Raw genomic sequence first — 24,388 nt, forward strand, 5'->3', positions numbered from 1 at the left:
GTCGAGGCGCTCGGCGAAGCGTGGCGGTACGTCGAACGGCGGTCGACCCGCCCGGCGGGAGGCGTCGGCGTCGACGTGCGTCGAACCCGCCCGGGCGGCGAGTGGTCCGACCGCTACGGCCACAACCCACGCGCGTCGTGGGCCTCGGCCACTCGCGAGAGCGCGACGATGTACGCCGCATCGCGCCACGTGACGTCGCGACGCTCGAACTCGCGTCGGACCGCGCTCCACGCGGCGCGCATCTCGGTTTCGAGTTCGTCGTTGACCCGTTCGAGCGACCACGACCGCCGGTTGATGTCCTGGAGCCACTCGAAGTAGCTGACCGTCACGCCGCCGGCGTTCGCGAGGATGTCGGGGACGACCGGTATCTCCCGCTCCGCGAGGATCGCGTCGGCCGTCGACGTGGTCGGACCGTTCGACCCCTCGACCACGATGTCGGCGGCGATCCGATTCGCGTTCGCTTCGGTGATCACGTTGCCCAGTGCGGCGGGGATCACCACGTCCACGTCGAGCGTCAGCAGTTCCTCGTTCGAGATGGTCGTCTCGGCGTACGTCGTGACCGCCTCGGGTTCCTCCTCGTGGGAGGGGACGGACGCGGTGTCGATCCCGTCCGGGTCGTACATCGCGCCGTTCACGTCGCTGATCGCGACGACCGTCGCCCCCCACCCGTCGAGGAGGCGAGCCGCGTTCGCGCCGACGCTTCCGTACCCCTGGACGGCGATCGTGGTGTCGTCGAGCGGCCGGTCGTAGTACTCACAGACGAGTTCCGTCACGATCGCGACGCTCCGACCGGGTGCCTCCGCGCGCCCCTCGCTCCCGCCGACGACGGGCGGCTTGCCCGTGACGACGCCGGGGACGGTTTCCCCCTCCTGCATCGAGTAGGCGTCCATCAACCACGCCATCGTCTGCGAGTCCGTCCCCATGTCGGGTGCGGGGATGTCCTGTTTCGGCCCGATGGCGTTGCGGAGTTCCTGGGTGAACCGACGGGTGAGCCGTTCCGTCTCCCCCTCGCTCAGTTCCTTCGGGTTGACCGCGATGCCGCCTTTCGCTCCGCCGAAGGGGAGGTCCATGACCGCACACTTCCAGGTCATCCACATCCCGAGGCCGACACACTCGTCTCGGGTGACCTCCGGGTGGTAGCGGAGTCCCCCCTTGTGCGGCCCGCGAACGCTGTCGTGTTGGGCTCGATAGCCGGTGAACACCTCGACCGAGCCGTCGTCGCGTTCGATCGGAACCGCGACCTCGTGTACCTTCTTGGGGTGTTTCAGACGCGTGACGATCTGGTCGTCGATGTCGAGATGGTCGGCGGCGTGACGGAGCTGCCGCCGCGCCGTCTCGAGCGCCGACTCGGGTTCGGTCGATCCGGTCGTCTCGTCGGCTCCGTCGTGGGTAGTCGATTGCGAGGTCATGGTTACTCCAGTGGTGTCCGTCGGTTGCGCATCGCTCCCCCGCAGTCCGGACAACTCCCGGGGTGTTCTTCGGCGACCGTGATGTTCCCACACTCGAAACACTCGTACGGGCTCTCCTCCTCTAGGTCCGTGGTCAGGTCTCTCATAGTTGGATGACGAGCGCCCTCGGCCACCGGAGCACTCTGTGAGTGGGTAGCGGGTCGAGTCAGGTGTAGACGCTGGTTAAAATACCAACCCGATCTCGATCGGGGGGTTAATTCTTTAACCGGCGGTCGGCTGCGGGGCCGTGGGCCGACCGCCCTCGTCGAACAGCGTCGAGAACAGTTTTCGCTGGACGGTTCTGACGTGTTTGTGGAAGGCGGGCGGGGAGATACCGAGCGTCTCGGCCACCTCCTCGCCGGTGCTGTCGCGGGGTGATTCGAAGAACCCGCTGTAGTAGGCCGTCTGGACCACTTCGAGCTGTCGGTCGGTCAACTCCTCGAAGAAGCGCGAGTAGAGGGTGGACTCGGAGGCCCGATCGAAGGTCTGCTTCGACCGGAGTTCCACGCGCGTGAACGTCTCCCCGACGAGGCCGGTGATGTGACGGACGTCGACGCTCTCGGGGATGTCGACGACGAGCGTCGTCCCGTCGGGATCCGCCGTCGCGGTTCGGAGGACGGCGCCGTGGTCGGCCAGTTCGAGGGCGAGAAACGGTTGTGAGAGTCGGAGCCGAACGACACCGCCGGTTCCGTCGGCGGTGATCCGGTGGACGCCGTCGACCGCGACCAGGTCTCCTGCGGCCGCTTCGACCGCCTCGACCGTCCCCTCCTCGACGGTGACGAACACGTACGCGCCCTCGCTCGTCTGTTGGACGCCCCCGTCGTACGACAGCGAGCAGTCCGCCTCTCGCGCGAGACGCGCAAGCACGAACGACGGGTCGTCCACGTCGAACTCCAGTCGCGTCATCGACGTGGTGAGCAACGCGTTCTTCCGCTCGATCGCGCTGATCGCCGAGGCGATCGTCTCGCCGAGTTCGACCAACACCTCCCGCGACGTCTCGTCGAACGCGTCCTGCGTCTCCGCGTAGACGGAGAGGACGCCGTAGGTGAGGTCGTTGTACACGAGTGGGATACTCAGGACCGAGAGGTAGTCGCGCGCGAGCGCCTCCTTCCGCCACGGTTCCGCTCGGAGTCGGGCGGCGACGTTCGTGACCGTGGTCGCCTCGCGGGTCGACGCGGTCCGCCCGGTCGGTTCCGTCTCGGCCCCGCCGACCGGGAAGGTGAGGCTGTCCAGATACCCCCGTTCGGCGCCCGCCCACGCCGTCGGGTCGACCGTCTCGGTCAGCGGGTCGGCCCTCCCGATCCACGCGAAGCCGAATCGGTCGTCGGCGGTCAGGAGTTCACAGACCGTGTGGTCGATCTCCTCGCGCGTCTCCGCTCGGACGATCGCCTGGTCGATCTCGCGGATCGTCTCGTTGATGCGATTGAGCGCCGTCAGCTGCGCGTTCTGCCGCTGGAGCTCCCGGTCCTGTTCGCGGAGCTGTGTCTCCCGCGTAACGCGGTCCAACGCCGCCTCCGCGGTCGCTGCGAGCAGGTCGGCGAGTTCCCGCCTCACCTCGTCGAAGACCCCGACTTCGGGCGACCCGACGACGTACACCCCGTGGTCGCCGAGCGGGATGACCGCCGCGCTCCGGATCTCGGTCGCCCGGTTCGTGAACTCCTCGGCGTCGTGGACGTCGTCGAAGAAGAGCGGTTCGTCCTCGACGAAACTGTGACTCGTCACCCCCTTCCCGTCGGCGTGGACGGTCGGGAACGGACCGTTCAACTCCTCCATGCTCGACGACCACGCGATCGGACGGAGTTGGTTCTCCTCGGCGTCGAAGAGGTAGACCATGCTGGCGTCGAGATCGAGGACGCTCGGCGTGTCGTCGACGATGTGCTGTGCGATCTCCCGGTGTGTCCCCGCGTAGAGGAAGTCCCGCGTGGTCTCGTGGAGCGTCGCGAGTGCGTCCTCGCGCTGTTTCCGTTTCGTGATGTCGCGACAACTGTAGAGGAGCGTCCCGCCCTGGATCGACACCTCCCTCACGTTGACCAGCAGCCTGTGTTCCCGTCCGGCTTTGTCCGTGGCCGTACACTCGATGTTCTTGAGCACCCCCTCCTCGGCGAGTTCCTCGCGGTCGAAGAGGTCATCGCCGAGCAACGCGTCTATCGTCCCCTGCTCGTAGATCTCCTCCGCATCGTACCCGAAGACGAAGTGGACGTTCGGACAGACGTACGTGTACTCGCGGGACTCGTTCGTGATGAGCACCGTGTCGGTCATGTTGTTGAGCGTGACCCGGTGGAGTTCCTCGGACCGGCGGAGGTCGCGTTCGAGTTCGACCCGTTCGGTGATGTCGACCCCCTCGACGATGATCGAGACGAGTTCGCCCCGTTCGTCCTCGACGGGCCGGGCCGAGAGATCGAGCGTCCGGGTCGTCCCGTCTCCGGCCGGGACCGACACCTCCGTGTTTCCCACCGCTCCCGACGACGCCCGCTCGACGGTCCGCTGGACGTCGGCTCGGGTTCGAGCGCCCCGTGACCACCACGGGAGCGACCAGAACGGGCGACCGACGACGGAGTCGATGTCGGCGTCGATCGCCGCGCGCGCGGTCCGGTTGGCCCGTTCGAGCGAGCCGTCCGGGTCGAGAACCCACGTCGCGGTCTCGGTGTCGTGGAAGATGGCGTCGAACTGTCTCGCGCGGTCCCGCTGGGTGACCGTCCGCCGGGCCGACCGAACGCACTGCTCCGTCCGTTCGAGGAGGTCGTCGCCCCACTCGTCGGTCCGCCCGTCGAGCGCGACGTAGTCGGTCACGCCGGCGGCGACCGCCTCGCTGGCGATCGCTTCGCTGCCGGCCGCCGTACACATCACGACGGGGAGCGACGCGGTCTCGGCGCGGACCGAACGGAGGAGGTCGATCCCGGTCGACTCGTCGAACTCGTAGTCGACCACGAGACAGTCGACGTCGTCGGTCGAGACGGTTTCGAGCGTCTCCTCGACGGTAGGGACGGTCAGGACCGACGCGGTCGTGCGGGTTCGGAGGACCTCGGCGAAGCGCTCGACCCAGTCGGACGTCCCGGAGAGCAACACGCGCGCCGAATCGAGCGCGCTGGACGCGGGGTGCATTGGTCGGGCCTACTCCCTCGAAGCGGTTCAACGCACCGACGGCCGCACGACCTCGACCCTCGACCACGATCGACCCTCGACTACGATCGAACCGGGAGCCGTCGCCCTCGACGTACTCGACGCCGGCCGCGGGTGCGGTCGGCCGCGCCCGCTCCCGCTGTCGCCGTTCGCCATCCCGGTGGTCGTGTCCGGCGGGTCCGTCCGACCGGCTACCGACGGGGGATTGACTACCGTGGGGACCGAAGGTGAGAGGGATGGCGTCGGACTGTCCGCTCCACGAGACACACGTGACGGCTATCCAGCGCGGCCTCACCGGGCTTCCGGACGGGACGACGTTCGTCGGAGCCGTCCGGCGACCGTCGCGCGGCGTGCTCTCGGCCGTCGACGAGAACCACCCGGCGCTCGCCCCGCCAGCGACCGTACTCGACGAGTTCGAGCGACGGTGCGAGGAGTTCAAGATGCGCGGGATGTGCGCGGAGGGTGCTCACAACGCCGCCTGGGAGGCGGAGGGTGTCGACGGTCGGTACCGCGCGTACGTCGACGGCGAGTCGGAGGCACAAGCCGCCGTAACACGCCTCGTCGAGCGACTGCGGGCCGGAGAGGAACTCGCCGTGGTGTGTTCGGCGGAGACGGCGAGACTGCGGTCCCACCGGACGGTCCTCCGCGAGATACTGAGCGACCGGCTGTGAGTCGCCCGTGGTTTCGACCGAGCCGTGCGCGCCGCGGCTCGGGATGAAGACGGCCGCTCCGGCCTCGTAGGCGACGCTCACCGCTCCGGAGTGGACCCGCTCGTTCCGACGGCGCACCCCGAACGGGCGCGGCCGTCGGTACTGTTATGCTTCGCGGCACCGCGCACCCGATAGCACGCCGAAGCGTACCGTCCGTCGGTCGGACGCCGACGGGCGCGGCGACTCACGAACGGAGACCCACAGCCGATGTCAGAGACGGACGTACTCGTCGTCGGGGAGACGCTCGTAGACTTCATTCCGGACAGCCGCGGCGACCTGCAGTCGGTCGAATCGTTCTCGCGCCGGCCGGGCGGGGCGCCGGCGAACGTCGCGGTCCGGCTGTCGGCGCTCGGTCGCGCGCCGTGGTTCTGGACGCGGCTGGCTACCGACCCGTTCGGGGAGTACCTCGCCGAGACGCTCTCGGCGGCCGGGGTCCCCGACCGGTTCGTCACGCGCGACGCCGACGCCGCGACCAGCCTGGCGTTCGTGGGACACGACGCGGACGCCGACCGGTCGTTCACCTTCTACCGCGAGGGGACCGCGGACACTCGTCTGCGGACGGGCGCCGTCCCCGACGAGGTGTTGGACGGGGTGACCTGCGTCTACGTCGGAGGGGTCGTCCTCGCGAGCGACCCGTCGCGGAGCGCGGTCCTCGACCTGGTCGAACGCGCGAGCCGGCGGGAGTGTACGCTGTACTTCGACCCGAACTTCCGGCCCGAACTCTGGGACCCCGCGGAGTTCGAGGCGCTGGCGGCCGACGTCCTCGAACACGCCGACGTCGTCAAAGCCACCGTCGAGGAGTTCGAACGGTTCGGGGTCTCGGGTGGGACGAAACGGGAGGTGTGCGAGGCCGCGTGCGAGCGCGGCCCGCACACCGTCCTGATGACGCTCGGTCGCGACGGGGCGTTCGCGTACTGCGACGAGCGCTCCCCGTGGGGGCCGGCCTCGGCGGAACGCCCGGCGTTCGGCGTCGACGCGGTGGACACGACGGGCGCGGGCGACGCGTTCGTCGCCGGCACGATACGCGGCATCGTCGAGGGGCTACCGCTGGGGACCACGCTCGACACCGCGAACGCGATGGCGGCGCTCAGTACGACGACGGGGGGCGCGATGGAGGACCCGCCGTCGCGTGCGGAGGTGGACCGATTCTTGAGCGAGCGGTCGTAGGTCGCCCGGTCCGTCCGTCCCCGTCGACGACCGCCCCGACACCCGTTCGTCGGCGGGTTCGCTGCCGAACGCCGAGTGCGCGGGATGGCCGTGGCCGCGCTCGTGTCCACCCCGACGCGCCGTCCGTCTCCGCCGACCCGACGCCCGGTCGAACCGACCGATTCACGTGCTCACCGGCCGAGAGGACGACCGATCCCATGTCCGACCGTCGTCTCCGTCGTATCGGCGCGGTGCTCGCGGGCGTCGGCGGTGCACTCGGCGCCCTCCGGCTTCGTGACCGGCGGGACGTCCGCGGCCGTCGACGCTCCCTGGAGGCGGAACGCTCCGCGGGTGCGACGTTCGACCCGGAGTCGGTGGCCGACCTCCCGCCGGCGGCGCGGCGGTACCTCCGTCACGCCGTCGAACCCGGGGCGGCGGTGGCCCGCCGCGTCGCGGTGACGATGGACGGGCGGTTCAGACTCGGGTCCCGCTGGCGGCCGTTCGAGGCGACGGAGGTGCTCGCGGCCCGGCGGGGGTTCGTCTGGCAGCCCACGGTCCGCCTCGGTCCGGGGCTGTGGGTGTCGGGCGCCGACTTCTACGTCGACGGCACCGGCGGACAGCGGTTCTCCCTCGACGGCCTCCTGCCGGTGGTCCGCGCTCGCGGCCCGGCCGTCGACCGGTCGTCCGCCGGGCGGTTCCTCGCCGAGTCGGTCTGGCTCCCGACGAGTCTGCTGCCGGAAGCGGGCGCCGACTGGGAGTCGGTCTCCGAGCGACGGGCGCGCGTCCGACTCCCGTGGGCCGACGAGCCGCTGACGCTGACCGTCGGCGACGACGGCGCGCTCCGGTCGGTCGAGACCAGACGCGTCGACGGCGACACCGGCGAACCGCGGCCGTTCGGCGCGTTCGTCGAGTCCGAACGGACCGTCGACGGGCTGACCGTCCCCTGGCGGCTCGAAGTCGGGTGGGACGTCGGGACGAACGCGTACGACCCCTTCTTCCGGGCGGAACTCCGAGACGCTACGTTCGGTTGACATCGAGCGCTCCCGACCGGTCCCGCCGGTCGCGGGCTTCGACTCCGACCTCCGAGAAACGCCGTTCGGTCGACATCGAGCGCGCCCCGACCGCTCGCGGGCATCACCGTCCGCCCGGGAGCGACGGTCCGGGCCCGGCGGGGCTCGCTACCCCGCCTCGGCGGTCGCGACTACTGGTTCGAGAGCGGCACCCGACCCTCGTGGTCGAGGTCGAACCGGTCGTGGGTCATCACCTTGTGCCAGGCGGCGACGAAGTCCTCGACGAACTTCTCCTCGCCGTCGTCGGCGCCGTACACCTCGGCGACGGCCCGGAGTCGGGAGTTCGACCCGAACACCAGGTCGGCGCGCGTCCCCTTCCGGACGATGTCCCCCGTCTCGCGGTCGTGCGCCTCGAACACGTACTCCTCGTCGTCGACGGGTTCCCACTCGACGTCCATGCCGAGCAGCGTCTCGAAGAAGTCGTTGGTGAGCGTGCCCGGGCTGTCGGTGAAGACGCCGAGGTCGGAGCCGTCGTAGTTGGCGTCGAGCGAGCGCATGCCGCCGACGAGCACCGTCATCTCGGGCACCGTCAGGTTGAGCAGTTCGGCCCGGTCGACCAGCATCTCCTCGGCGGGGTCGTCGGCCTCCTCGGAGTAGTAGTTGCGGAACCCGTCGGCCTCGGGTTTGAGCGCCTCGAACGACTCGACGTCGGTCTGCTCTTGTGAGGCATCGGTCCGGCCCGGCTCGAACGGTATCTCCACGTCGTGGCCCGCGTCGGCCGCGGCCTGCTCGATGGCCGCGTAGCCGCCGAGGACGACCAGGTCGGCGAGCGACACCTGCGTGCCGTCGTCGCGGGAGTCGTTGAACTCCCCGCGGATCTCTTCGAGCGTGTCGAGCACCGTCGACAGCTCCTCCGGGTTGTTCACCTCCCAGTCGCGCTGGGGTCGGAGCCGGATCCGCGCGCCGTTCGCGCCGCCGCGCTTGTCGCTGTCGCGGTACGTCGACGCCGCACCCCACGCGACCCGGACCAACTGCGGGACGGTCAGGTCGGAGTCGAGGACCTCGGCCTTGAGCTGTTCGGCGTCCTCGTCGTCGATCAGGTCGTAGTCGGCCTCGGGGATCGGGTCCTGCCACAGCATCTCCTCGTCGGGCACCTCCTCGCCGACGAGCCGGCTGGGCGGACCCATGTCGCGGTGGATCAGCTTGTACCAGGCCTTCGCGAACGCCTCCTGGAACTTGCTGGGGTCGTCCCGGAACGACTCGAGGACCTCGCGGTAGTCCTCGTCGTGTTTGAGCGCGACGTCCGTCGTCAGCATCATCGGGTCGACCTTCTTCGAGTCGTCGTGCGCGTCCGGCACGCTCTCGTGGAGCTCCTCGTCGAGGGGCCGCCACTGCCACGCGCCGCCGGGACCCTTGTGCGCCTCCCACTCGGAGCCGAGCAGGTTGTCGATGTAGCCCATGTCCCACTTGATCGGCGCGCTGTTCCAGGGACCCTCGATGCCGCCGGTGATGGTGTCGGCCCCGCGGCCGGACTCGTAGTCGCTCTCCCAGCCCAGCCCCATCGACTCCATCGGGGCCGCCTCCGGCTCGGGACCGAGCGCGTCGGGGTTGTCCGCGCCGTGGACCTTCCCGAACGTGTGGCCGCCGGCGATGAGCGCGACGGTCTCCTCGTCGTTCATCGCCATCTGGCTGAACGTCTCGCGGATGTTGTGCGCCGACCCCTCCAGGTCGGGCTCGCCGTGCGGGCCCTCGGGGTTGACGTAGATGAGCCCCATCACGGAGTTACCGAACGGGTTCTCGAGGTGCCCCTCCTCGTCGAACCGCTCGGGGGAGGTGGTCTCCATGTTGTCCTCGGGACCCCAGTCGACCGCGTCGTGGGGTCGGTGGGCGTCCCTGCGCCCGCCGCCGAAGCCGAACGTCTCGAACCCCATCGACTCCAGAGCGACGTTGCCCGTCAGGACGATCAGGTCGGCCCACGAGAGCTGCTGGCCGTACTTCTGCTTGACCGGCCAGAGCAGCCGGCGAGCCTTGTCGAGGTTCGCGTTGTCGGGCCAGCTGTTGAGCGGGGCGAACCGCTGTCCCGCGCGGTTCGCGCCGCCGCGGCCGTCGCCGACCCGGTAGGTGCCGGCGCTGTGCCACGCCATCCGGATCATCAGCGGCCCGTAGTGGCCGTAGTCGGCCGGCCACCACTCCTGGGAGGTGGTCAGGAGCTCCTCGATGTCGGCTTTCACCTCGTCGAGGTCGAGGTCCGCGAACTTCTCGGCGTAGTTGAACTCGTCGTCCATCGGGTCGCCCGGGCGGGCGTTGTGGTCGAGGATCTCTAGGTTCAACCGATTCGGCCACCAATCCTCATTGGTCTTCATCACCCGGGTATTGTTGCTTTGGCGTGTTAAGATTGTCTAATTCGGTAGTAATACTTCGCTGTGAGCCAAGGAGTCTATCGTATTTATGAACCTTTGGCGCCGAAGGCGCGTCCGCGACCGACGGGTCGCGGCCGGACCACCTCGACGGTTGTCGCCCGCCTCCGACGGCGGGGGGAGCGAGCCGGCCGCCGCGTGGACCGGCCGGGTGGCGCCGCCGTCACCCGCCGGGTCGAGACCGTCACCGCTCGCGTACGGACCGCAACTCAACGCTTATTGACTCCCGCCCGCCTCCATCCGTGTGGACTACCGACGACTCGGTTCGACCGGTGTGCAGGTGTCGCCCGTCTGCTTCGGCACGTGGCGCTTCGGACAGGAGTCCGACGGCGTCGTCGAGACCGACCGCGAGCAGGCGCACGAGCTACTCGACGCGTTCGCCGACGCGGGCGGTAACTTCATCGACACCGCCAACGGCTACGGCGGCGGCAAGAGCGAGGCGTGGATCGGCGACTGGCTCGCGGACCGCGACCGCGAGGAGTACGTCGTCGCCTCGAAGTGCTTCTGGTCGACCGTCTCGCGCTTCCAGGAGAACCTCTCGAAGAAGAACGTCCGCGCCGAAGTCGAGGGGTCGCTCGACCGCCTCGGCACCGACTACCTCGACGTGCTCTACCTCCACCGGTGGGACGACGACACCCCGATCGAACAGACGCTGCGCGCGGTCGACGACCTCGTGAGCGAGGGGAAGGTCCACCACGTCGGGCTGTCGACCGCCGACGCCTGGAAGCTCACGAAGGGGATCTGGAAGGCCGACGTGAACAACTACGAGGCGTTCAGCGTCACCCAACCGCTCTTTCACGCCGCCTACTACGAGGACGTGTCCGAGTACCTCGACGTCTGTGCCGACCAGGACCTGGCGGTCTGTCCGTACTCGCCGCTCGCGGGGGGCTTTCTCACCGGCAAGTACGAACGCGTCGGCGACGGCACCTACGACCTCGACGCGCCCGAGGGCACGCGCGCGACGCTCGACGACCGGTTCGAGCGCTTCTACGTCTCCGAGCGGGGCTGGCACGTGCTCGACGAGATCCGCGCCGTCGCCGAGGAGATAGACGCCACGCCCGCCCAAGTCGCGCTCCGGTGGCTGATCGACCAGTCGGAGTTCACGTGCGTCCCCATCGTGGGCGCGCGGACGACCGAGCAGTTGGACGAGAACATGGGCGCGGTCGACGTCGACCTCTCCGACGACCAGTTCGACCGGATCGTCGACGCGCGGTACGACGAGAACGGGGAACTGTACCGAACCGGTCACTGACGGGACGGCGCGGGACCGCGGGACCGCACGGGCGAGCGGCGGACCGGGCCTCCCGCCGGCCCGCCCCGCGGGCCGCTACGTCCCTCTCACTCGCTCGCCGGCCCGCCGTCGGTCGCGACGGCCGACCCCTGCCCCTCCGGTGACGGGTGTCGCTCGGAGGGAGTCGCGTCGTCACCCGTCTCGAACTGGCTCGCGAGCCGTTCGAGTTCCCCCGCGCGGTCGGAGAGCCGTTCGACCTCCCGGCTCACCTGGTTGAGCGAGGCGGACTGCTCTTCGGCGGCGGCGGAGACGGTCTGCGCCTCCGAGGCGGTCTCCTCGCTCACCGTCGCCACCTCGTCGGCCATCGCCACCACCTCCTCGGCGCTCTCGGCCTGGTCGTCGGCGGCCGTCGAGATGGACTGGACCCCTTCGTTCGCCTCGTTGACCGCCTCGACCACGTCGCCGAACGTCCCCAGCCCGGTCTCGATGGTCTCCGCGCCGGTCTCGACGCGCGCCGTGGTCTCCTCGATGGTCTCGACCGCGTCGTCCGTCGACGCTTGAACCTCCTCGACGAGACCCGCGACCTGCGCGGTCGCCTCGCGCGTCCGCGTGGCGAGCGCCTTCACCTCCTCGGCGACGACCGCGAACCCCTCGCCCTCGGCGCCCGCGCGGGCCGCCTCGATCGTGGCGTTCAACGCGAGCGTGTTGGTCTGTTCGGCTATCTCGTCGATCACCTCGACGATCTCGCCGATCTCGCCGACCTCGTCGTCGAGGCTCTCGACCACCCGGGCGGCCTCGGCGGTCGTCGCCTCGATCGTCTCCATCTCCTCGATCGCCTCGTCCGCGATGGCCGCTCCGCGTTCGCCCCGGGTCGACGCCTCGGCCGAGCGGGCTGCCACCTCGTCGGCCGTGCTCGCCACCTCCTCGATCGCCGCCGACAGCTGCGACATCTCGCCGGTGAGTTCGTCGATGTGGACGACCTGCTCGTCGGTGCCCGCGGATATCTCCTCGACCGACGCCGCGACCTCGCCGGCGGCGCGTTCGGTCTCGGCGACGCCGTCGCCCGTCTCGTCGCTCGCGCGCGAGACGTCGCGTGCGACCGCGTCGACCCGGCCGATGGCGGATTCGAGTTCGTCCATCATCCCGTTGAACGCCCCGCCGATCTGCGTCATCGCCTCGCTCCGGCTCTCGGGGTCGAGCCGGACCGTCAGTTCGCCGTCGGCCGCCCGCCCCATCGCGCTGCTGTAGTCGTCGGCCTTGCGTTCGAGGTGGTCGTTGAGCCGTTCGACCTCTTCGCGGCGTGCGTCGGCCTCCGCGACCGCTTCCTCGACGTCGCTGATCTCCTCTTTCGTGGCGGCGACCTGGTCGAGTCGCGCCCGCGACTGCTCGCGCGACTTCTCGATCGACGTCCAGTTGGTCATCAACGCGGCACACAACACGATCACGAACGCCGCGTGGATCCCCGACCACACCATCGGGTTCTCGATCGCCGCCGGGTGGTTGTACACCCGAGTCGCGTCGATCAGTCCGAAGACGATGTGTCCGCCGGCGACGTACGCCAACCCGAGCGCGAACGGCACCCAGTCTTCGTACACCGCGATCACGGCCATCACGACGAAGAAGTGGAAGTGCGCCTCGATGAACCCGCCAGAGAACTGGACGAGCAGCGTCGACGTCGTCATCAGCCCGACCGACGCGAGCGCGGTCCGGACGCGCCGGCCGAACCGCGGCCACGCCGCCCCGGCCGCCAGCGCCGCGACGATCCCGAGTTGGCCGACGACCGTGACCGTCGGTATCGCCGGGATCGTCGCCCCCGTCACCAGCGACTCCGTCCCCTCGTACAGGCCCAACGCGAGGAGGAGCGGGATGTGCGCCACCAGCGAGATCAGCACGCGGCGGTGGCGCCCCGCCCACGTCTCGTCGGGGATCGTGTCGCCGCTCGGGACGTACCGGACGGCCTCCCTGAGCCGGTCGGACAACCTCCCGGTCGGCGTCCCGGCCGCCGGGAGTCCTCCGTCTGTCTGGGTCATACCCGTCGACAACCCCTACCAACGTATAGCATAAACGTTCAAAAAATCAAAGGGGATATTCGAACGGTCGTCGCCCGGCGACGGTCGCCGCGAGGCGACCGTCCCGGCCCGTCGGACCGCACGAGCTACCGTTTCCGCCGGCGATACCGCGGCTGTCGTTGCCGCGTCCCTACCACCACGCCCACACGCGCCCGCCGCCGCCGAGCGGCGTCGAACCGGCCGCCACGGCGGGTTCCGCACGACCCGGCCGGCCGCGGCTCCGACTACCGGATGGGTACCTCGTAACGTCTAGATAGGCCCCTGTAGACTCTCAGGCGTGGGATTTCGGCGCGAACGGTTATTACCCACGTCGAAAAGCAGCAGTCGTGCTCGACAACCACTGGAACGCGGACGAGGAGTTCGAAGCGGGGACCGCGGGGGACCAACACTCGGTCGGCGCGTCGCTGTCGGTCGGCGACGCGGTCCTGGAGGAACTCTCGGGGTTCGGCGTGTTCACCGAACGCGAGATAGCGTCCCGCCTCCACCTCGACGAGGCGACGGTGCTCGACCGCCTGCGCGACCTGCGGAGCAAGGGGCTCGTGGAGGGAACGGCGGGCGCGTGGACCCGTGACTTCGAACACGGCGAACTCCCGCGGCCCGACGACGAGTACATCTTCTGAGCGGCCCGCGGAAGTCGCCGACTGGTGGGAGACGAACGGGAGCGAGCCGAGCGCTCCGAACACGTGAACCCCCGAGAACGAGACGCCCCCGGCCGGGGCGACCTGCCTTCGTATCTATCCGTTGTGACCAGAACTACTTAAACGACGCCGAGCACGTCGGCCGCACCCGGTCGCGCGGAACTCGACGGTACGAGCGGCGACGGGGCTGGTTCGGGGCGTGTCAGCCCCCGTCGAGCGAGTCCGCGAGGTCGTCCGCGACGTCCGCGACGGCCTCGCGCGCTCGGTCGACGTTTCGGAGCGTCGCGAACCCGTGGACCAGGGCCTCGTAGTTCTCGTAGCGGGTGTCGACGCCGTCGCGGACGAGTCGCTCGGCGTACGCCCGACCGCCGTCCCGGAGCGGATCGAACCCGGCTGTGACGACCGTCGCGGGGGCGACCCCCGAGAGGTCGCAGGCGTTCGCGGGGTCGGCGTACGGGTTGCGCCTGTGGATGTCGTTCCGGTAGTAGGCGTCGTCGAAGAAGTCGAGGTCCGCCTCGTCGAGGACGATACCCGCGTGTTCGCGGACGGACGGCTGGTCGCGGTCGACGCCGACGGCTGGGTACAACAGCGCCTGGTGGGCGAGTTCGGGACCGCCGCGTTCGGCGGCCATCAGCGCGACTACCGCGGCGAGCGTCCCGCCCGCGGAGTCGCCGGCGACCGCGAGTCGCCCCGTCCCCCCGAGGGCGTCGGGGTTCGCGGCCGCCCACTCGACGGCCGCGTACGCGTCCTCGACCGCGGCCGGGAAGGGGTGTTCGGGCGCGAGGCGGTACTCGACCGAGAGGACGCCGCAGCCGCTCTCCCGCGTCAGGTGTCGGCAGAGCCGGTCGTGCGTCTCGACGCTCCCCAAGACGAACCCACCCCCGTGGAAGAACACGACCGTGGGCACCGGGCGGTCGGCGTCCGGCAGGTAGAGGCGCGCGTCGAGGTCGCCCGCGGGACCGGGTATCGCCCGGTCGACGGTCGCGCCGACGCTCGGCGGGTTCCGGTTCCGGAGCCACATCATCGGCCGAGTCAGCGAGCGGAGGAGCCTCACCCCGCGGCGACTGTGCGGGAGCGGGACGCGGTCCTGGCGGTCGACCGCCGCCCGCGCCTGCGGGTCGATCTGGTCGGCGTGCACGCTGACCGGTTGGTCGAGCGATATGGATAGCTCTTGTGTCCCGGGGGAGCGACCGTCGGCGGCCGGCGACGCGCGGGACCGGCACCGGCGCGAGCAGTCCCGGACGCCGACGACCGCGAACGTGGACCGCTCGGACGCGACGAGCAGCGTCGCCAGCGAGGCGGCGAGCGGCCCGCGACGCGCTCACACGTCCGGTGTCACACCAGCAGTTGGACGTCGGCGTCGGCCATGTCCTGGATCGCGGTCGCGGCGCCGACGCCGGTGGTGACGCCGTCGTAGAAGTCGCTCTCGTCGTAGCCGAGCAGGTCGATCGTCATCTGACACGCCTGGAACTCCACGCCCATGTCGAGCGCCGTCCCGATCAACTCCTCGACCGTCGCGGTGTCGTTGTCCGCGATCTTCCGCTCCATCATCCGGGTCGTCACGCGGTCCATCCCCGGGAGCGCGCCGACCGCGTTCGGCACCGGCAGGTTCGGGTTGCCGACCGAACTCAGTTTGAGCTCCTTCGAGCGCTCCTCGTGGAGGATGTCGAGCCCCCAGAACGTGTGGAAGACGGTCACCTCGTACCCGAACGCCGCCGCGGTGCTCGCGAGGATCAACGGCGGGTACGCCATGTCGAGGGTGCCCTTGGTCGCGATGAGCGACATCTTCGGCTGGCCGTCGTCCGCGCCCTGCAGTTCGGCGAGTTCCGACTCCAGTTCGTCGATCCGCGATTCCAACGCGGCGACGTCGGTCTCGGAGGCGGTGTCGGTCGTCGATGTGGATGAGTCCGTGCTCATGAGTCGTGTGGTAGTAACGGGGTCCGCTTCACTCGGTCTTGCGTACGTAGTGGGCGTACACGTCGCCGCTCTCCTCCTGTCCGGCGAGTTCGACGCCCGGCGTGCTGTCGGCCCACCCCGCGATGTCGCTCACGCTCCCCGGGTCGGTCGCGAGGACTTCGAGGACGTCGTCCGCCGCCAACTCGTCGACCCGCTGTTTGGTCTTGACGACCGGCATCGGGCAGTTCTCCCCTTTCACGTCGAGCGTCTGTGTGCTCTCGTACTCGGTCATGGTATTGACTTCACTCCCCAATACTGGGGGTGTCGGTAAAAGCGTGTCGTCGGTTGTTCGTCAGACGCACACATTCAAAATCCGATGATAGCACCAGTCAGCTCGTATCGGCGGTTGTGAGGGCTTCAGCCGATCACAGTATTGTGCAAACATAGAATTTCCATGCAAAGTCTTATTGGGCGGCGGCGGGTACGTGGAGCTACCGATGCCCGATCCGAACCGGACGAGCGGCGAGGGGGCGGTCGAAGCGGTCGCCCCGGCTGAGTTGAAAGAACGGATCGACGCGGGCGAGTACGTGTTCGTCCTCGACGCGCGGTCCGAGAACGACTTCCAGGAGTGGCACCTCGACGGCGAGAACGTCGAAATCGTGAACTACCCCTACTTCCAGTTGCTCGAGGGGGTCCCCGACGACCTCCGTCCGGAACTCCCCGACGACGGGGAGATCACCGTCCTGTGTGCGAAGGGCGGGTCGAGCGAGATGGTCGCCGAGACCCTCAAAGAGGCGGGGTACGACGCGACCCACCTCGACCGCGGCATGAAGGGGTGGGCGGGCCTCTACGAGTACGCTGAACTCGACGTGGACGCGGATGCGACGGTCGCACAGTACCGTCGACCCTCCAGCGGCTGTCTCGCGTACCTCGTCGCTTCGGCCGGCGAAGCGGCGGTGATCGACCCGCTGCGCGCGTTCACGAGCGAGTACAAGCAGGACGCGCGGACCCTCGGCGCGGACCTGACGTACGTGCTCGACACGCACGTCCACGCCGACCACGTCTCGGGCCTGCGAACGCTCGCGGCCGACACCGGTGCGACGGCGGTCCTCCCCGCTCACGCCGCCGACCGCGGCGTCGCGTACGACTCCGACTACGAGACGGTCGGTCACGGCGACTCGCTCACCGTCGGAGACGCCGAGATCGAGGTCCTCCACACGCCCGGACACACGACGGGGATGACGACCTACCGGGTCAGCGACGTCCTGTTCACGGGTGACGGGCTGTTCACCGACAGCGTCGCCCGCCCCGACCTCGAAGACCCCGACGCCGCACGGGACGCGGCGGGAACGCTGTACGACTCGCTCCACGACTCGGTGCTGTCGAACCCCGACGACACCGTCGTCGCGCCCGCCCACTTCGGCGACGGCGCGACCCCCGCCGCGGACGGCACCTACACCGCGACGCTCGGCGACCTGAACGCGTCGATGGGCGCGCTGTCGATGGACCGCGACGAGTTCGTCGAGTTCGTCGCCGCCGACATGCCGCCCCGGCCGGCCAACTACGAGGCGATCATCGCGGCCAACCTCGGTCGCGAGTCGTTCGACGACGAGACGGCGTTCGAACTCGAACTCGGCCCGAACAACTGCGCGGCGAGCGAGGAGGCGCTCACCGACTGAGATGACCGAACCGAGTACGCTGATCCAACTGGCGGCGCTCGGCGACCTCTTCCCGCGAGGGGTCCTGCCGTACCTCGTCGGCGGTCTGCTCGTCGGCGCGGGCGCGGCGGTCATCTACCTCGCGACGGGGATCATCGCCGGCGCGAGCACGTTCCTCGAATCGACGCTGTCGTACGTCTCGGACGTGCCGCGGTTCAACCGTCTCAAGTACGTCAGCTCCCGGGGGTGGCGCGTCGTGTTCACGGTCGGTATCGTGAGCGGCGCGGCGCTGTACGCGTTCGTGTTGAACCCGAGTAGCTGGTCGGTCGCCGCGCCGACCGACGTCCAGTGGTGGCGGCTGCTCGGCGGGGGGTTCCTCGTCGGCGTCGGCACCAGACTCGGGAAGGGCTGTACCTCGGGCCACGGCGTCTGCGGGATGGGGTCGCTGTCGAACACCTCGTTCGTCAACGTCGCGACGTTCCTCGCGGTCGCCGTCGGAACGGCGCAACTCGTCGCCGCAGTGGGGGTGGCGCCGTGAGTCGCGAGGCCGACCGGCGGGAGACCCCGGAGGGGACGACCGGGGAGGGACGACCCGCGAGCGGTACGGCGACCGAGCGGAGTCCGTGGTTCCTCCCGCTCATCTACGTCGGGGGGTCGATCTTCGGGCTCGGGTTGGCGGTCAGCGGGATGGCTCGCCCCGAGATCGTGCTCGACTTCCTGCAGTTCGAGGACTTCGGGCTCCTGTTCGTGATGGGCGGGGCGGCCGTCGTCACCGGGATCGTGTTCACGGTCGCCACCCGGTACCTCGACCGCGCGCCGCTGACGGGCGACGCGTACACCCGCCGGCTGAAGTCGTTCGACCGGAACGTCGTGGTCGGCGGCGCGATATTCGGCGTCGGCTGGGGGCTGTCGGGGATCTGTCCGGGGGCGGCGTACGCGAGCGTCGGCATCGGGAACTACCCGGTACTGCTGGCGATCGCCGGGATGTTCCTCGGGGCGTACGCGCACGGCTACTGGCGGTCACGCCACACGAACGAGACGGAGCAGACGGCCGAGGCCGTCTCCGAGTGACGGCCGTGGTTCGAGACGAGAGCGGATCGTCGTGGTGCCGGCGGAATTGGGGAGTGATGGAGATGAGAGACAGTACGGGGAGCGCGGGGTAATGTTCGGACTCGAGACGCTGAGCGGCTCCGCCGAAGCGGCGGCGACAGTGGGCGTGGTCTTCGTCGAAGCGCTCGCGCTGTACGTCGGGTACGGCGCGATCACCGGCGCCGTCGGGTCGGCCGTCGTGCGCGCGGTCGGGGGTGAGTGACGGTGGAGCTGTTCGGGTTGAGCCTCGTACTGCTCGGGGTGTTCGTGGGGTTCGGCCTGCTGGTCGGGATCCTCTTCGGATTCTTCGGGATGGGCGGGTCGTTTCTCGTCACCCCCGCGCTGCTCGTGATGGGCTACCCCTCGACCGTCGCGGTCGGGAGCGGGCTGGCGTTCGTCTTCGGGACGAGCGTCATCGGCGCGCTGCGCCACCGCGACCACGGACAGGTGGACTACAAACTCGCCGCGATCATGATCGTCGCGATGACGCTCGGCATCGAGGCGGGCAAGAACGTGGTCTTCGTACTGGACGCTACGGGTGCAGCGGACTTGGTCATCAGCGCCGCCTACGTCGGCCTCCTCGGGGTCGTCGGTCTGTTCACGCTCCGCGACGCGCGGACGAACGACGACTCCGACGGGGGTGACGGTGCGGCCGGAGGTGACCTCGCCGACCGGGTCCGCTCGATCCACCTCCCGCCGATGGTGACGCTCCGCGACGGCGGTCGCGTCTCGGCGGTCGTCGTCGTCGCGGTGGGCGTCGCCGTGGGCGTTCTCTCGGGGTTCCTCGGCGTCGGCGGGGGGTTCCTCCTGATGCCCGCGATGATCTACGGGCTCGGGGTTCCCGCCGCCATCGCCGTCGGGACGGATATCCTCCAGATCACGGTCTCGGGGGCGTTCGGCGCGTTCACCTACGCGCGCGCCGGGTCGATCGCGCTCCCCGTCGTCGGCGCACTCCTGACCGGAAGCGCGCTCGGCGCGCGGGTCGGCGCGGGTGCGACGCAGTTCGTCGACGACGAGGAGATCAAGGGGTACTTCGCGGCGATGTTGCTCGCCGGGAGTCTGGCGGTCGCGGCGAAGGAACTCGGCGCCGCCTACGGGATTCCGGCGTTCACGGCCGCGAGCACGGCGCTCATCTTCGGGTCGGCGTTCGTCGTCAGCGCGGCGATCCTCCTCGTCGCGGTCTGTGAGTTGCGGGCCGACCGGCGGACCAGGTGGTGTCGAGTCGTACTGCCGTAGTGTCGCGGAGTATTGTACCGTCTACGCAAACATTTTTGCCGTCTCGTCCCGTAGACCGGATACCGATGCCGAACTCGATGAGCGAGATGCTCCGGAGCGACATGGAGTGTGAGGGGCTCCTGGAGTGTTTCCACGACCTGAAGGAACTCGACAAGGACGTCTTCGCCATCCTCCACGAGCGAGGCGAGGGACTCACCGTCGACGAGATCGCCGACGCGATCGACCGGGAACGCTCGACCGCCTACCGGTCGGTCCAGCGGCTGATGCAGGCGGGGTTCATCCAGAAGGAACAGGTCAACTACGACCAGGGCGGCTACTACCACGTGTACCACCCTCGCGACGCCGAGGAGATCTCCCGGGAGATGCAGCGGATGCTCAACGACTGGTACGCGAAGATGGGCCAACTCATCGGCGAGTTCGGCGAGAAGTACGACGAGACCTCCGCTCCGTCGACGCCCGTCGAGAGCTGAACCCCCGACGGCTGGCTCTCGTCGCACGCCCCTCACGCCGCTCGTCCTCTATCCTGCACTACCTGTACGTTCTCCGCCCCTCTCATCGGTCGACGTGCGCCGCTACGCGCTCGACCGACTTCGCCGGTCACTGGTGTCTCCCACCCGTCGGAGAGGACGGCGGTCTTCGTCGAGTTCGACCGCCCGTTGGATTTAAGCCCGCGTGTTGTGTAGTGTTGGATGTAATGTACAATACAGGCTACGACCCGTCGACCGTCGCCGAGCGCGTCTTCGACGACGACGCCGAGGACCCGTACGTCCTCGACGTCCGCAACGAGGACGACTACGACGAGTGGCAGATCCCCGGGAGCCGGAACCTCCCCATCTACGACGAACTCCTCGAGTCGGACTTCTCGACGCTCGAGGACCACCTCGACGAACTGCCGAACGACGAGGCGATAGCCGTCGTCTGCGTCGCGGGCGTCACGTCGGCGCACGCCGCGGAGTTCCTCCGCGAACGCGGGTTCGACGCCGAGTCGATCGACGGCGGGATGGACGGCTGGGGCCGTCTCCACCGGCAGTACGACCTCGACGACGCCGACGGCGTCGCGCAGGTCGTCCGACCCGGCACGGGGTGTGTGTCGTACCTCGTCTACGACGACGGCGAGGCGGTCGTGGTCGACCCCTCTCAGTACCTCGACGAGTATCTCGGTGTCGCCGAGGAACGCGACCTCGAGATCGTCGGCGTCGCCGACACGCACGCCCACGCCGACCACGTCTCGGGCGCGCGCCGACTCGCGGGCGAACTCGACGTGCCCTACTACCTCCACGGTGACGACGCGGGTGACCTCGACGGGGTGACGGAACTCGACGACGGCGACTCCATCGACGTCGGAACCCGCGAACTCGACGTCCTCCACACGCCGGGGCACACCCCCGGAAGCGTCTCGTTCGCGTACGGCGACGCGCTCCTCTCCGGAGACACGCTGTTCCTCCGGAGTGTCGGCCGCCCCGACCTGGAGGACGGCGACGAGGACGCCGTCCGCGAGGCGGCGAGCCAACTGTTCGACAGCCTCGAACGGCTGACCGACGGGGACGACGACACCCTCGTCCTCCCCGGCCACTTCGACGACGAGCAGGTCCGGCCGCTCGCGACGCGACTCGAAGGGCTCCGGGGAGCGGCGACGAACGAACTCCTGAGCTACGTCGCGGACGACGACGAGGAGTCGTTCGTCGGGACCATCGTCGAGAGTCTGGCGGACGAACCCGCCAACTACAACGAGATCAAGCAGATCAACTGGGGGAAGCAACAGCCCGGCGGCGACGTCGAGGACCTCGAACTCGGCCCGAACAACTGCGCCGCGAACTAAGCCGACGACTGGACTCGTACTCCTCGTATCGCACGTACGAACGGGACGACGACGGCGTGACGTGGTGTACACCCTCCTGGGGGTACAGAGTCTCCTCCGAGTGGTACCTCCGTGTACGTGTCAGATACTCCTCGGGTACCGAACTCGTGTCGGATGACGAGACGCGATTGTTGTACGGCTGTTCGAGGCTCCGATGAGGGATACTGCGAGCGCCGTTCGTTATCGGACCGGCGGTCCTGTCGGCGAAATCCATCGACTGCTCCGCCGGCGTCGCGAACTCCCCCGCGAATCCCTCTCGACACGGACGACGGTTCAGTGGCGCGTACCGGTCCTACTCACCCGACTACCCTCCGCTCCGATTATAGCATTCACGAATTACAGTCGTACGGGCGTAACGAGTCTCGGGGACGGGGTCGTTCTCCATTCCGTAACAGTAGTTCGTACGAATAGGACCGACCGTAGCGGGGATGACACACGGGGTATCACGAACTGACCGGAGACGCGGTCGACCGATACGCCAGTCGGGTCGCTGGCTCCAGTCCCTCATTATTTTTACCGCCGAGACCGTACGTCGAGGTATGTCCACCCCGGATTCGGTAGTCATGGACGGCGACGAGCGCGACGAGTTCCTCGGACGGGGCGGGACGGGGGTGCTCTCGCTCGCGCCGACGGGGGACGACGCGCCCCACTCGATTCCGGTCTCGTACGGCTACGATCCCGTCGAGTCGACCTTCTACTTCCGGCTCGCGGTCGAATCGGGAAGCGGGAAGACCGACGCCGTCGACCGCTCCGTCTCGTTCGTCGTGTACGACTCCGTGGACGACGAGTGGCGGAGTGTCGTCGCGAGCGGCCGACTGGAGGGGACCACCGACGACGCGATAGCGACCGAGACGCTCGAGGGACTCGAGCGCGTTCGGATCCCACTCGTCGACGTGTTCGGCCGCCCCCCCAGCGAGGTTCCGTTCGAGTTCTACCGGCTCGTCCCCGACTCGCTCACCGGGCGGAAGGAGGCGACGACGGGCGTCTGAGCGTTCGCTCGGTAGTATCGTCCCCGCTCGTCGTTTATCCCCGCCGTCGGACCCCACTCTCGCGGGATAGAATACTACCGGATAAACCCCGTCGCGGGGGCGGTATCGCGCGTTCCCACGTCGGGGGTCAGTAGCTGGGTGACTCCGCCTCGATGACGCCCGTGAGGGTGGTGAGTTCGTCCGTCAGGAGGCGGATCAAGTCGTCGAGCGTGACGATACCGACGAGGTCACCCCCGTCGACGACCGGCATCCGCCGGACGTCCTCCTCGTCCATCGTCGCACAGAGTTCGAACACGCCGGTGTCGCGTTCGACCGTGAGCGGGTCCTCGGTCATCACTCCCTCGGCGGTCATCTCGTCGGCGTCGAGTCCGTCGGCGGCGATACGCACGGCGATATCCCGGTCGGTCACGAGACCGACCGGCGCGTCGCTCTCGACGACGACGACGCTACCGACGTTCTCGTCGCGCATCTCGGTCGCTACCTCGGTGACGGGCGCGTCGGGGGACGCCGTGACGACGTCCTCGCGCATCAGGTCGGATACTGTCATGGTTTTGCCTCCGAGTGGACCGACTCGCGGAGGGGGGAATAACGTTCCGCGCGTTCTCTCTCACCGGGAAGTCTCGGCTACGGTTCCGTCCGGGGCGACGGGGCTGACGACCGTAGTGGCTCCGTGTCGCGTGCGGATCCGTGGAGGGGTCCGGTCGATTTAGTAGCTCCTCGGCGCACCAGCGTGTATGGACGACAGTAGCGGAGTTCTCGCCGGCGGGATTCTGGTGTGTGGAGCGATAGCGCTGCTGCTGGTTCTGCCCGTACTCCAGTACGTCTTGCTCGCGATCCTACTGGCGTACGTCCTCTACCCGCTCCACGAACGGCTCGCTCGACGGATCGACTCCCGACTCTCGGCGGGCGGGCTCATCACGGCCACGGCACTCGTGGTCCTGTTTCCACTCGGTCTACTACTGACCGTTGCCGTAGACCAGGCGCTCCGGGTGTTCGTAGCCGTACGAGAGGGTCGACTGGGGGTCGAATCCGTCCAGGAGTTCCTTCGGGAGCAACTCGGTGTCAGCGTCGACCTCGGGCGCGTAGTGGGCTCCGATCTCACGTTCGACGCGATTTTCGGGTCGATGGGCAGGGAGGACTGGTCGCAACTGTTCAGCGGCGTGGTGGGCCTGTTCGGGAGCGTCTCGAACGTCCTCCTCGGGCTCACCGTGTTGCTGTTTCTGTGGTACTATCTCCTCACCCGTGGAGCGACGCTCGTAGGCTGGCTTCGAGACGTCTCACACCTCGAACCCCGTGTCTGGAACGACCTCGCGGAGCGGACCGACCGGCTGCTTTGGGCAGTGCTGGTCGGGAACGTAGCCGTGGCCGGCGTACAGGCCGTGTTCACCGGCGTCGGGTTTGCGGTCGTCGGACTGCCGAACGTCGTCTTCTGGACGTTCGTGACCTTCGCTCTCGGTCTCCTCCCCCTCCTGGGCGCGTCGGTCGTCTGGGTGCCCGCGGTGGGTTACCTCCTGGTGGTCGATCGACCCCTCGCCGCCGTACTGTTGTTCGCCTACGGGGCTACGGTCGTGACGATCTCCGACGACTATCTCCGACCGCTGATCGGGGGTCGCGAAGCGAACCTCAACCCCGGACTGTTCGTCCTCGGGATCGCCGGCGGGCTGTTCGTTCTCGGCCCGATGGGCCTGTTCTTCGGCCCCGTCGTCTTGGGAACGTTGAAACTGCTCGTCGAACTGTTCGCTCGCGAGCGCCCTCCATCCACCTCCCCCGCACCGGCGGAATCGGCGGGTCCGAATCGCGGTCGAACTTCGGACGGCGACGAACGACGAGCCAGTTGAGTCGCTCCCCGAGGACGGGACGAAATTACTCCGAG

Annotated in this window: 23 protein-coding genes; 14 read left to right on the forward strand and 9 right to left on the reverse strand. The window is 68.8% G+C overall.

The genetic code is table 11. The features are described 5' to 3' along the window. Nucleotides 1-113 precede the first annotated feature (113 nt). From gdhB to K933_RS01060, 3 genes are all read right to left on the reverse strand, one after another. Nucleotides 114-1,409 (reverse strand): glutamate dehydrogenase GdhB, encoded by a 1,296-nt coding sequence (gene gdhB, locus K933_RS01055; RefSeq protein WP_023392814.1) that lies wholly within the window; start codon nucleotides 1,407-1,409, stop codon nucleotides 114-116. Between the two features lie 2 nt (nucleotides 1,410-1,411). Continuing rightward, nucleotides 1,412-1,555, reverse strand: a complete 144-nt coding sequence (locus K933_RS17710) for a rubrerythrin-like domain-containing protein (protein WP_152529718.1) — start codon at nucleotides 1,553-1,555, stop codon at nucleotides 1,412-1,414. Between the two features lie 115 nt (nucleotides 1,556-1,670). Further along, nucleotides 1,671-4,550: a bacterio-opsin activator domain-containing protein gene (locus tag K933_RS01060; RefSeq protein WP_023392815.1), complete on the reverse strand. Its 2,880-nt coding sequence runs from the start codon at nucleotides 4,548-4,550 to the stop codon at nucleotides 1,671-1,673. A gap of 254 nt (nucleotides 4,551-4,804) precedes the next feature. Here K933_RS01060 and K933_RS01065 point away from each other — a divergent pair, with 254 nt between their 5' ends. The 3 genes from K933_RS01065 to K933_RS01075 all read left to right on the forward strand — a co-directional run bounded on the left by K933_RS01065 (nucleotide 4,805) and on the right by K933_RS01075 (nucleotide 7,455). Next, nucleotides 4,805-5,239: a DUF488 family protein, N3 subclade gene (locus tag K933_RS01065; RefSeq protein ID WP_023392816.1), complete on the forward strand. Its 435-nt coding sequence runs from the start codon at nucleotides 4,805-4,807 to the stop codon at nucleotides 5,237-5,239. A 246-nt stretch (nucleotides 5,240-5,485) separates the two neighbouring features. Next, entirely contained in the window at nucleotides 5,486-6,445 is a 960-nt protein-coding gene (locus tag K933_RS01070) for a carbohydrate kinase family protein (protein WP_023392817.1), read from the forward strand. A 197-nt stretch (nucleotides 6,446-6,642) separates the two neighbouring features. After that, nucleotides 6,643-7,455 carry a DUF6920 family protein gene (locus K933_RS01075; RefSeq protein WP_023392818.1) on the forward strand — a complete coding sequence of 271 codons (813 nt, stop codon included), beginning with the start codon at nucleotides 6,643-6,645 and terminating at the stop codon, nucleotides 7,453-7,455. A 170-nt stretch (nucleotides 7,456-7,625) separates the two neighbouring features. On the opposite strand, the gene katG is transcribed toward K933_RS01075, so the two are convergent. Continuing rightward, entirely contained in the window at nucleotides 7,626-9,800 is a 2,175-nt protein-coding gene (gene katG, locus K933_RS01080) for a catalase/peroxidase HPI (protein ID WP_049947427.1), read from the reverse strand. 295 nt (nucleotides 9,801-10,095) lie between these two features. On the opposite strand from katG, the gene K933_RS01085 reads away from it, so the two are divergent. Next, nucleotides 10,096-11,103, forward strand: a complete 1,008-nt coding sequence (locus K933_RS01085; protein ID WP_023392820.1) for an aldo/keto reductase — start codon at nucleotides 10,096-10,098, stop codon at nucleotides 11,101-11,103. A gap of 86 nt (nucleotides 11,104-11,189) precedes the next feature. Here the strand turns inward: K933_RS01085 and K933_RS01090 are convergent, their stop codons facing one another. Beyond that, nucleotides 11,190-13,112: a methyl-accepting chemotaxis protein gene (locus tag K933_RS01090; RefSeq protein ID WP_023392821.1), complete on the reverse strand. Its 1,923-nt coding sequence runs from the start codon at nucleotides 13,110-13,112 to the stop codon at nucleotides 11,190-11,192. A gap of 365 nt (nucleotides 13,113-13,477) precedes the next feature. On the opposite strand from K933_RS01090, the gene K933_RS01095 reads away from it, so the two are divergent. Then, complete coding sequence (locus K933_RS01095) at nucleotides 13,478-13,771, forward strand: winged helix-turn-helix domain-containing protein (protein WP_023392822.1); 294 nt, start codon at nucleotides 13,478-13,480, stop codon at nucleotides 13,769-13,771. Between the two features lie 220 nt (nucleotides 13,772-13,991). Here the strand turns inward: K933_RS01095 and K933_RS01100 are convergent, their stop codons facing one another. The 3 genes from K933_RS01100 to K933_RS01110 form a co-directional block, all read right to left on the reverse strand. Continuing rightward, nucleotides 13,992-14,927, reverse strand: coding sequence for an alpha/beta hydrolase (locus K933_RS01100; RefSeq protein ID WP_023392823.1), 936 nt, complete (start codon nucleotides 14,925-14,927; stop codon nucleotides 13,992-13,994). 197 nt (nucleotides 14,928-15,124) lie between these two features. Continuing rightward, complete coding sequence (locus K933_RS01105) at nucleotides 15,125-15,706, reverse strand: DsrE/DsrF/DrsH-like family protein (protein ID WP_023392824.1); 582 nt, start codon at nucleotides 15,704-15,706, stop codon at nucleotides 15,125-15,127. A 28-nt stretch (nucleotides 15,707-15,734) separates the two neighbouring features. Continuing rightward, nucleotides 15,735-15,977 (reverse strand): sulfurtransferase TusA family protein, encoded by a 243-nt coding sequence (locus K933_RS01110; RefSeq protein ID WP_023392825.1) that lies wholly within the window; start codon nucleotides 15,975-15,977, stop codon nucleotides 15,735-15,737. 205 nt (nucleotides 15,978-16,182) lie between these two features. Here K933_RS01110 and K933_RS01115 point away from each other — a divergent pair, with 205 nt between their 5' ends. The 8 genes from K933_RS01115 (at nucleotide 16,183) to K933_RS01145 (ending at nucleotide 22,515) form a co-directional block, all read left to right on the forward strand. Beyond that, entirely contained in the window at nucleotides 16,183-17,364 is a 1,182-nt protein-coding gene (locus tag K933_RS01115; RefSeq protein WP_023392826.1) for an MBL fold metallo-hydrolase, read from the forward strand. Nucleotide 17,365: 1 nt separating this feature from the next. Further along, nucleotides 17,366-17,881: a YeeE/YedE family protein gene (locus tag K933_RS01120; RefSeq protein ID WP_023392827.1), complete on the forward strand. Its 516-nt coding sequence runs from the start codon at nucleotides 17,366-17,368 to the stop codon at nucleotides 17,879-17,881. A 101-nt stretch (nucleotides 17,882-17,982) separates the two neighbouring features. Then, nucleotides 17,983-18,414, forward strand: a complete 432-nt coding sequence (locus tag K933_RS01125) for a YeeE/YedE family protein (protein WP_049947461.1) — start codon at nucleotides 17,983-17,985, stop codon at nucleotides 18,412-18,414. A gap of 91 nt (nucleotides 18,415-18,505) precedes the next feature. Continuing rightward, nucleotides 18,506-18,655 carry a DUF7512 family protein gene (locus K933_RS18505; protein WP_023392829.1) on the forward strand — a complete coding sequence of 50 codons (150 nt, stop codon included), beginning with the start codon at nucleotides 18,506-18,508 and terminating at the stop codon, nucleotides 18,653-18,655. A gap of 2 nt (nucleotides 18,656-18,657) precedes the next feature. Further along, the gene (locus tag K933_RS01130; protein ID WP_268744610.1) at nucleotides 18,658-19,668 is read left to right on the forward strand and encodes a sulfite exporter TauE/SafE family protein; all 1,011 of its coding nucleotides are present in this window, start codon (nucleotides 18,658-18,660) and stop codon (nucleotides 19,666-19,668) included. A 65-nt stretch (nucleotides 19,669-19,733) separates the two neighbouring features. Further along, nucleotides 19,734-20,138 (forward strand): helix-turn-helix domain-containing protein, encoded by a 405-nt coding sequence (locus K933_RS01135; RefSeq protein WP_023392831.1) that lies wholly within the window; start codon nucleotides 19,734-19,736, stop codon nucleotides 20,136-20,138. A gap of 224 nt (nucleotides 20,139-20,362) precedes the next feature. Continuing rightward, a complete protein-coding gene (locus K933_RS01140; protein WP_023392832.1) occupies nucleotides 20,363-21,487 on the forward strand; it encodes an MBL fold metallo-hydrolase in 1,125 nt (374 codons plus the stop codon). A 578-nt stretch (nucleotides 21,488-22,065) separates the two neighbouring features. Continuing rightward, the gene (locus tag K933_RS01145; RefSeq protein WP_049947428.1) at nucleotides 22,066-22,515 is read left to right on the forward strand and encodes a pyridoxamine 5'-phosphate oxidase family protein; all 450 of its coding nucleotides are present in this window, start codon (nucleotides 22,066-22,068) and stop codon (nucleotides 22,513-22,515) included. Between the two features lie 127 nt (nucleotides 22,516-22,642). Here the strand turns inward: K933_RS01145 and K933_RS01150 are convergent, their stop codons facing one another. Next, on the reverse strand, nucleotides 22,643-23,062 hold the full coding sequence (locus tag K933_RS01150) for a CBS domain-containing protein (protein WP_049947429.1): 420 nt from the start codon (nucleotides 23,060-23,062) through the stop codon (nucleotides 22,643-22,645). A 187-nt stretch (nucleotides 23,063-23,249) separates the two neighbouring features. On the opposite strand from K933_RS01150, the gene K933_RS01155 reads away from it, so the two are divergent. Then, a complete protein-coding gene (locus tag K933_RS01155; protein ID WP_023392835.1) occupies nucleotides 23,250-24,353 on the forward strand; it encodes an AI-2E family transporter in 1,104 nt (367 codons plus the stop codon). Nucleotides 24,354-24,388: the final 35 nt, after the last annotated feature.

Origin of the sequence: Candidatus Halobonum tyrrellensis G22 (assembly GCF_000495475.1) — an archaeon.
Taxonomy (GTDB): Archaea; Halobacteriota; Halobacteria; order Halobacteriales; family Haloferacaceae; genus Halobonum; species Halobonum tyrrellense.

Excerpts from the sequence above, each read along its gene's own strand:
- gdhB (WP_023392814.1), bottom strand. The coding sequence starts at position 1,409 with ATGACCTCGCAATCGACTACCCACGACGGAGCCGACGAGACGACCGGA.
- K933_RS17710 (WP_152529718.1), bottom strand. The coding sequence starts at position 1,555 with ATGAGAGACCTGACCACGGACCTAGAGGAGGAGAGCCCGTACGAGTGT.
- K933_RS01060 (WP_023392815.1), bottom strand. The coding sequence starts at position 4,550 with ATGCACCCCGCGTCCAGCGCGCTCGATTCGGCGCGCGTGTTGCTCTCC.
- K933_RS01065 (WP_023392816.1), top strand. The coding sequence starts at position 4,805 with ATGGCGTCGGACTGTCCGCTCCACGAGACACACGTGACGGCTATCCAG.
- K933_RS01070 (WP_023392817.1), top strand. The coding sequence starts at position 5,486 with ATGTCAGAGACGGACGTACTCGTCGTCGGGGAGACGCTCGTAGACTTC.
- K933_RS01075 (WP_023392818.1), top strand. The coding sequence starts at position 6,643 with ATGTCCGACCGTCGTCTCCGTCGTATCGGCGCGGTGCTCGCGGGCGTC.
- K933_RS01090 (WP_023392821.1), bottom strand. The coding sequence starts at position 13,112 with ATGACCCAGACAGACGGAGGACTCCCGGCGGCCGGGACGCCGACCGGG.
- K933_RS01105 (WP_023392824.1), bottom strand. The coding sequence starts at position 15,706 with ATGAGCACGGACTCATCCACATCGACGACCGACACCGCCTCCGAGACC.
- K933_RS01110 (WP_023392825.1), bottom strand. The coding sequence starts at position 15,977 with ATGACCGAGTACGAGAGCACACAGACGCTCGACGTGAAAGGGGAGAAC.
- K933_RS01115 (WP_023392826.1), top strand. The coding sequence starts at position 16,183 with ATGCCCGATCCGAACCGGACGAGCGGCGAGGGGGCGGTCGAAGCGGTC.
- K933_RS01120 (WP_023392827.1), top strand. The coding sequence starts at position 17,366 with ATGACCGAACCGAGTACGCTGATCCAACTGGCGGCGCTCGGCGACCTC.
- K933_RS18505 (WP_023392829.1), top strand. The coding sequence starts at position 18,506 with ATGTTCGGACTCGAGACGCTGAGCGGCTCCGCCGAAGCGGCGGCGACA.
- K933_RS01135 (WP_023392831.1), top strand. The coding sequence starts at position 19,734 with ATGCCGAACTCGATGAGCGAGATGCTCCGGAGCGACATGGAGTGTGAG.
- K933_RS01140 (WP_023392832.1), top strand. The coding sequence starts at position 20,363 with ATGTACAATACAGGCTACGACCCGTCGACCGTCGCCGAGCGCGTCTTC.
- K933_RS01145 (WP_049947428.1), top strand. The coding sequence starts at position 22,066 with ATGTCCACCCCGGATTCGGTAGTCATGGACGGCGACGAGCGCGACGAG.
- K933_RS01150 (WP_049947429.1), bottom strand. The coding sequence starts at position 23,062 with ATGACAGTATCCGACCTGATGCGCGAGGACGTCGTCACGGCGTCCCCC.
- K933_RS01155 (WP_023392835.1), top strand. The coding sequence starts at position 23,250 with ATGGACGACAGTAGCGGAGTTCTCGCCGGCGGGATTCTGGTGTGTGGA.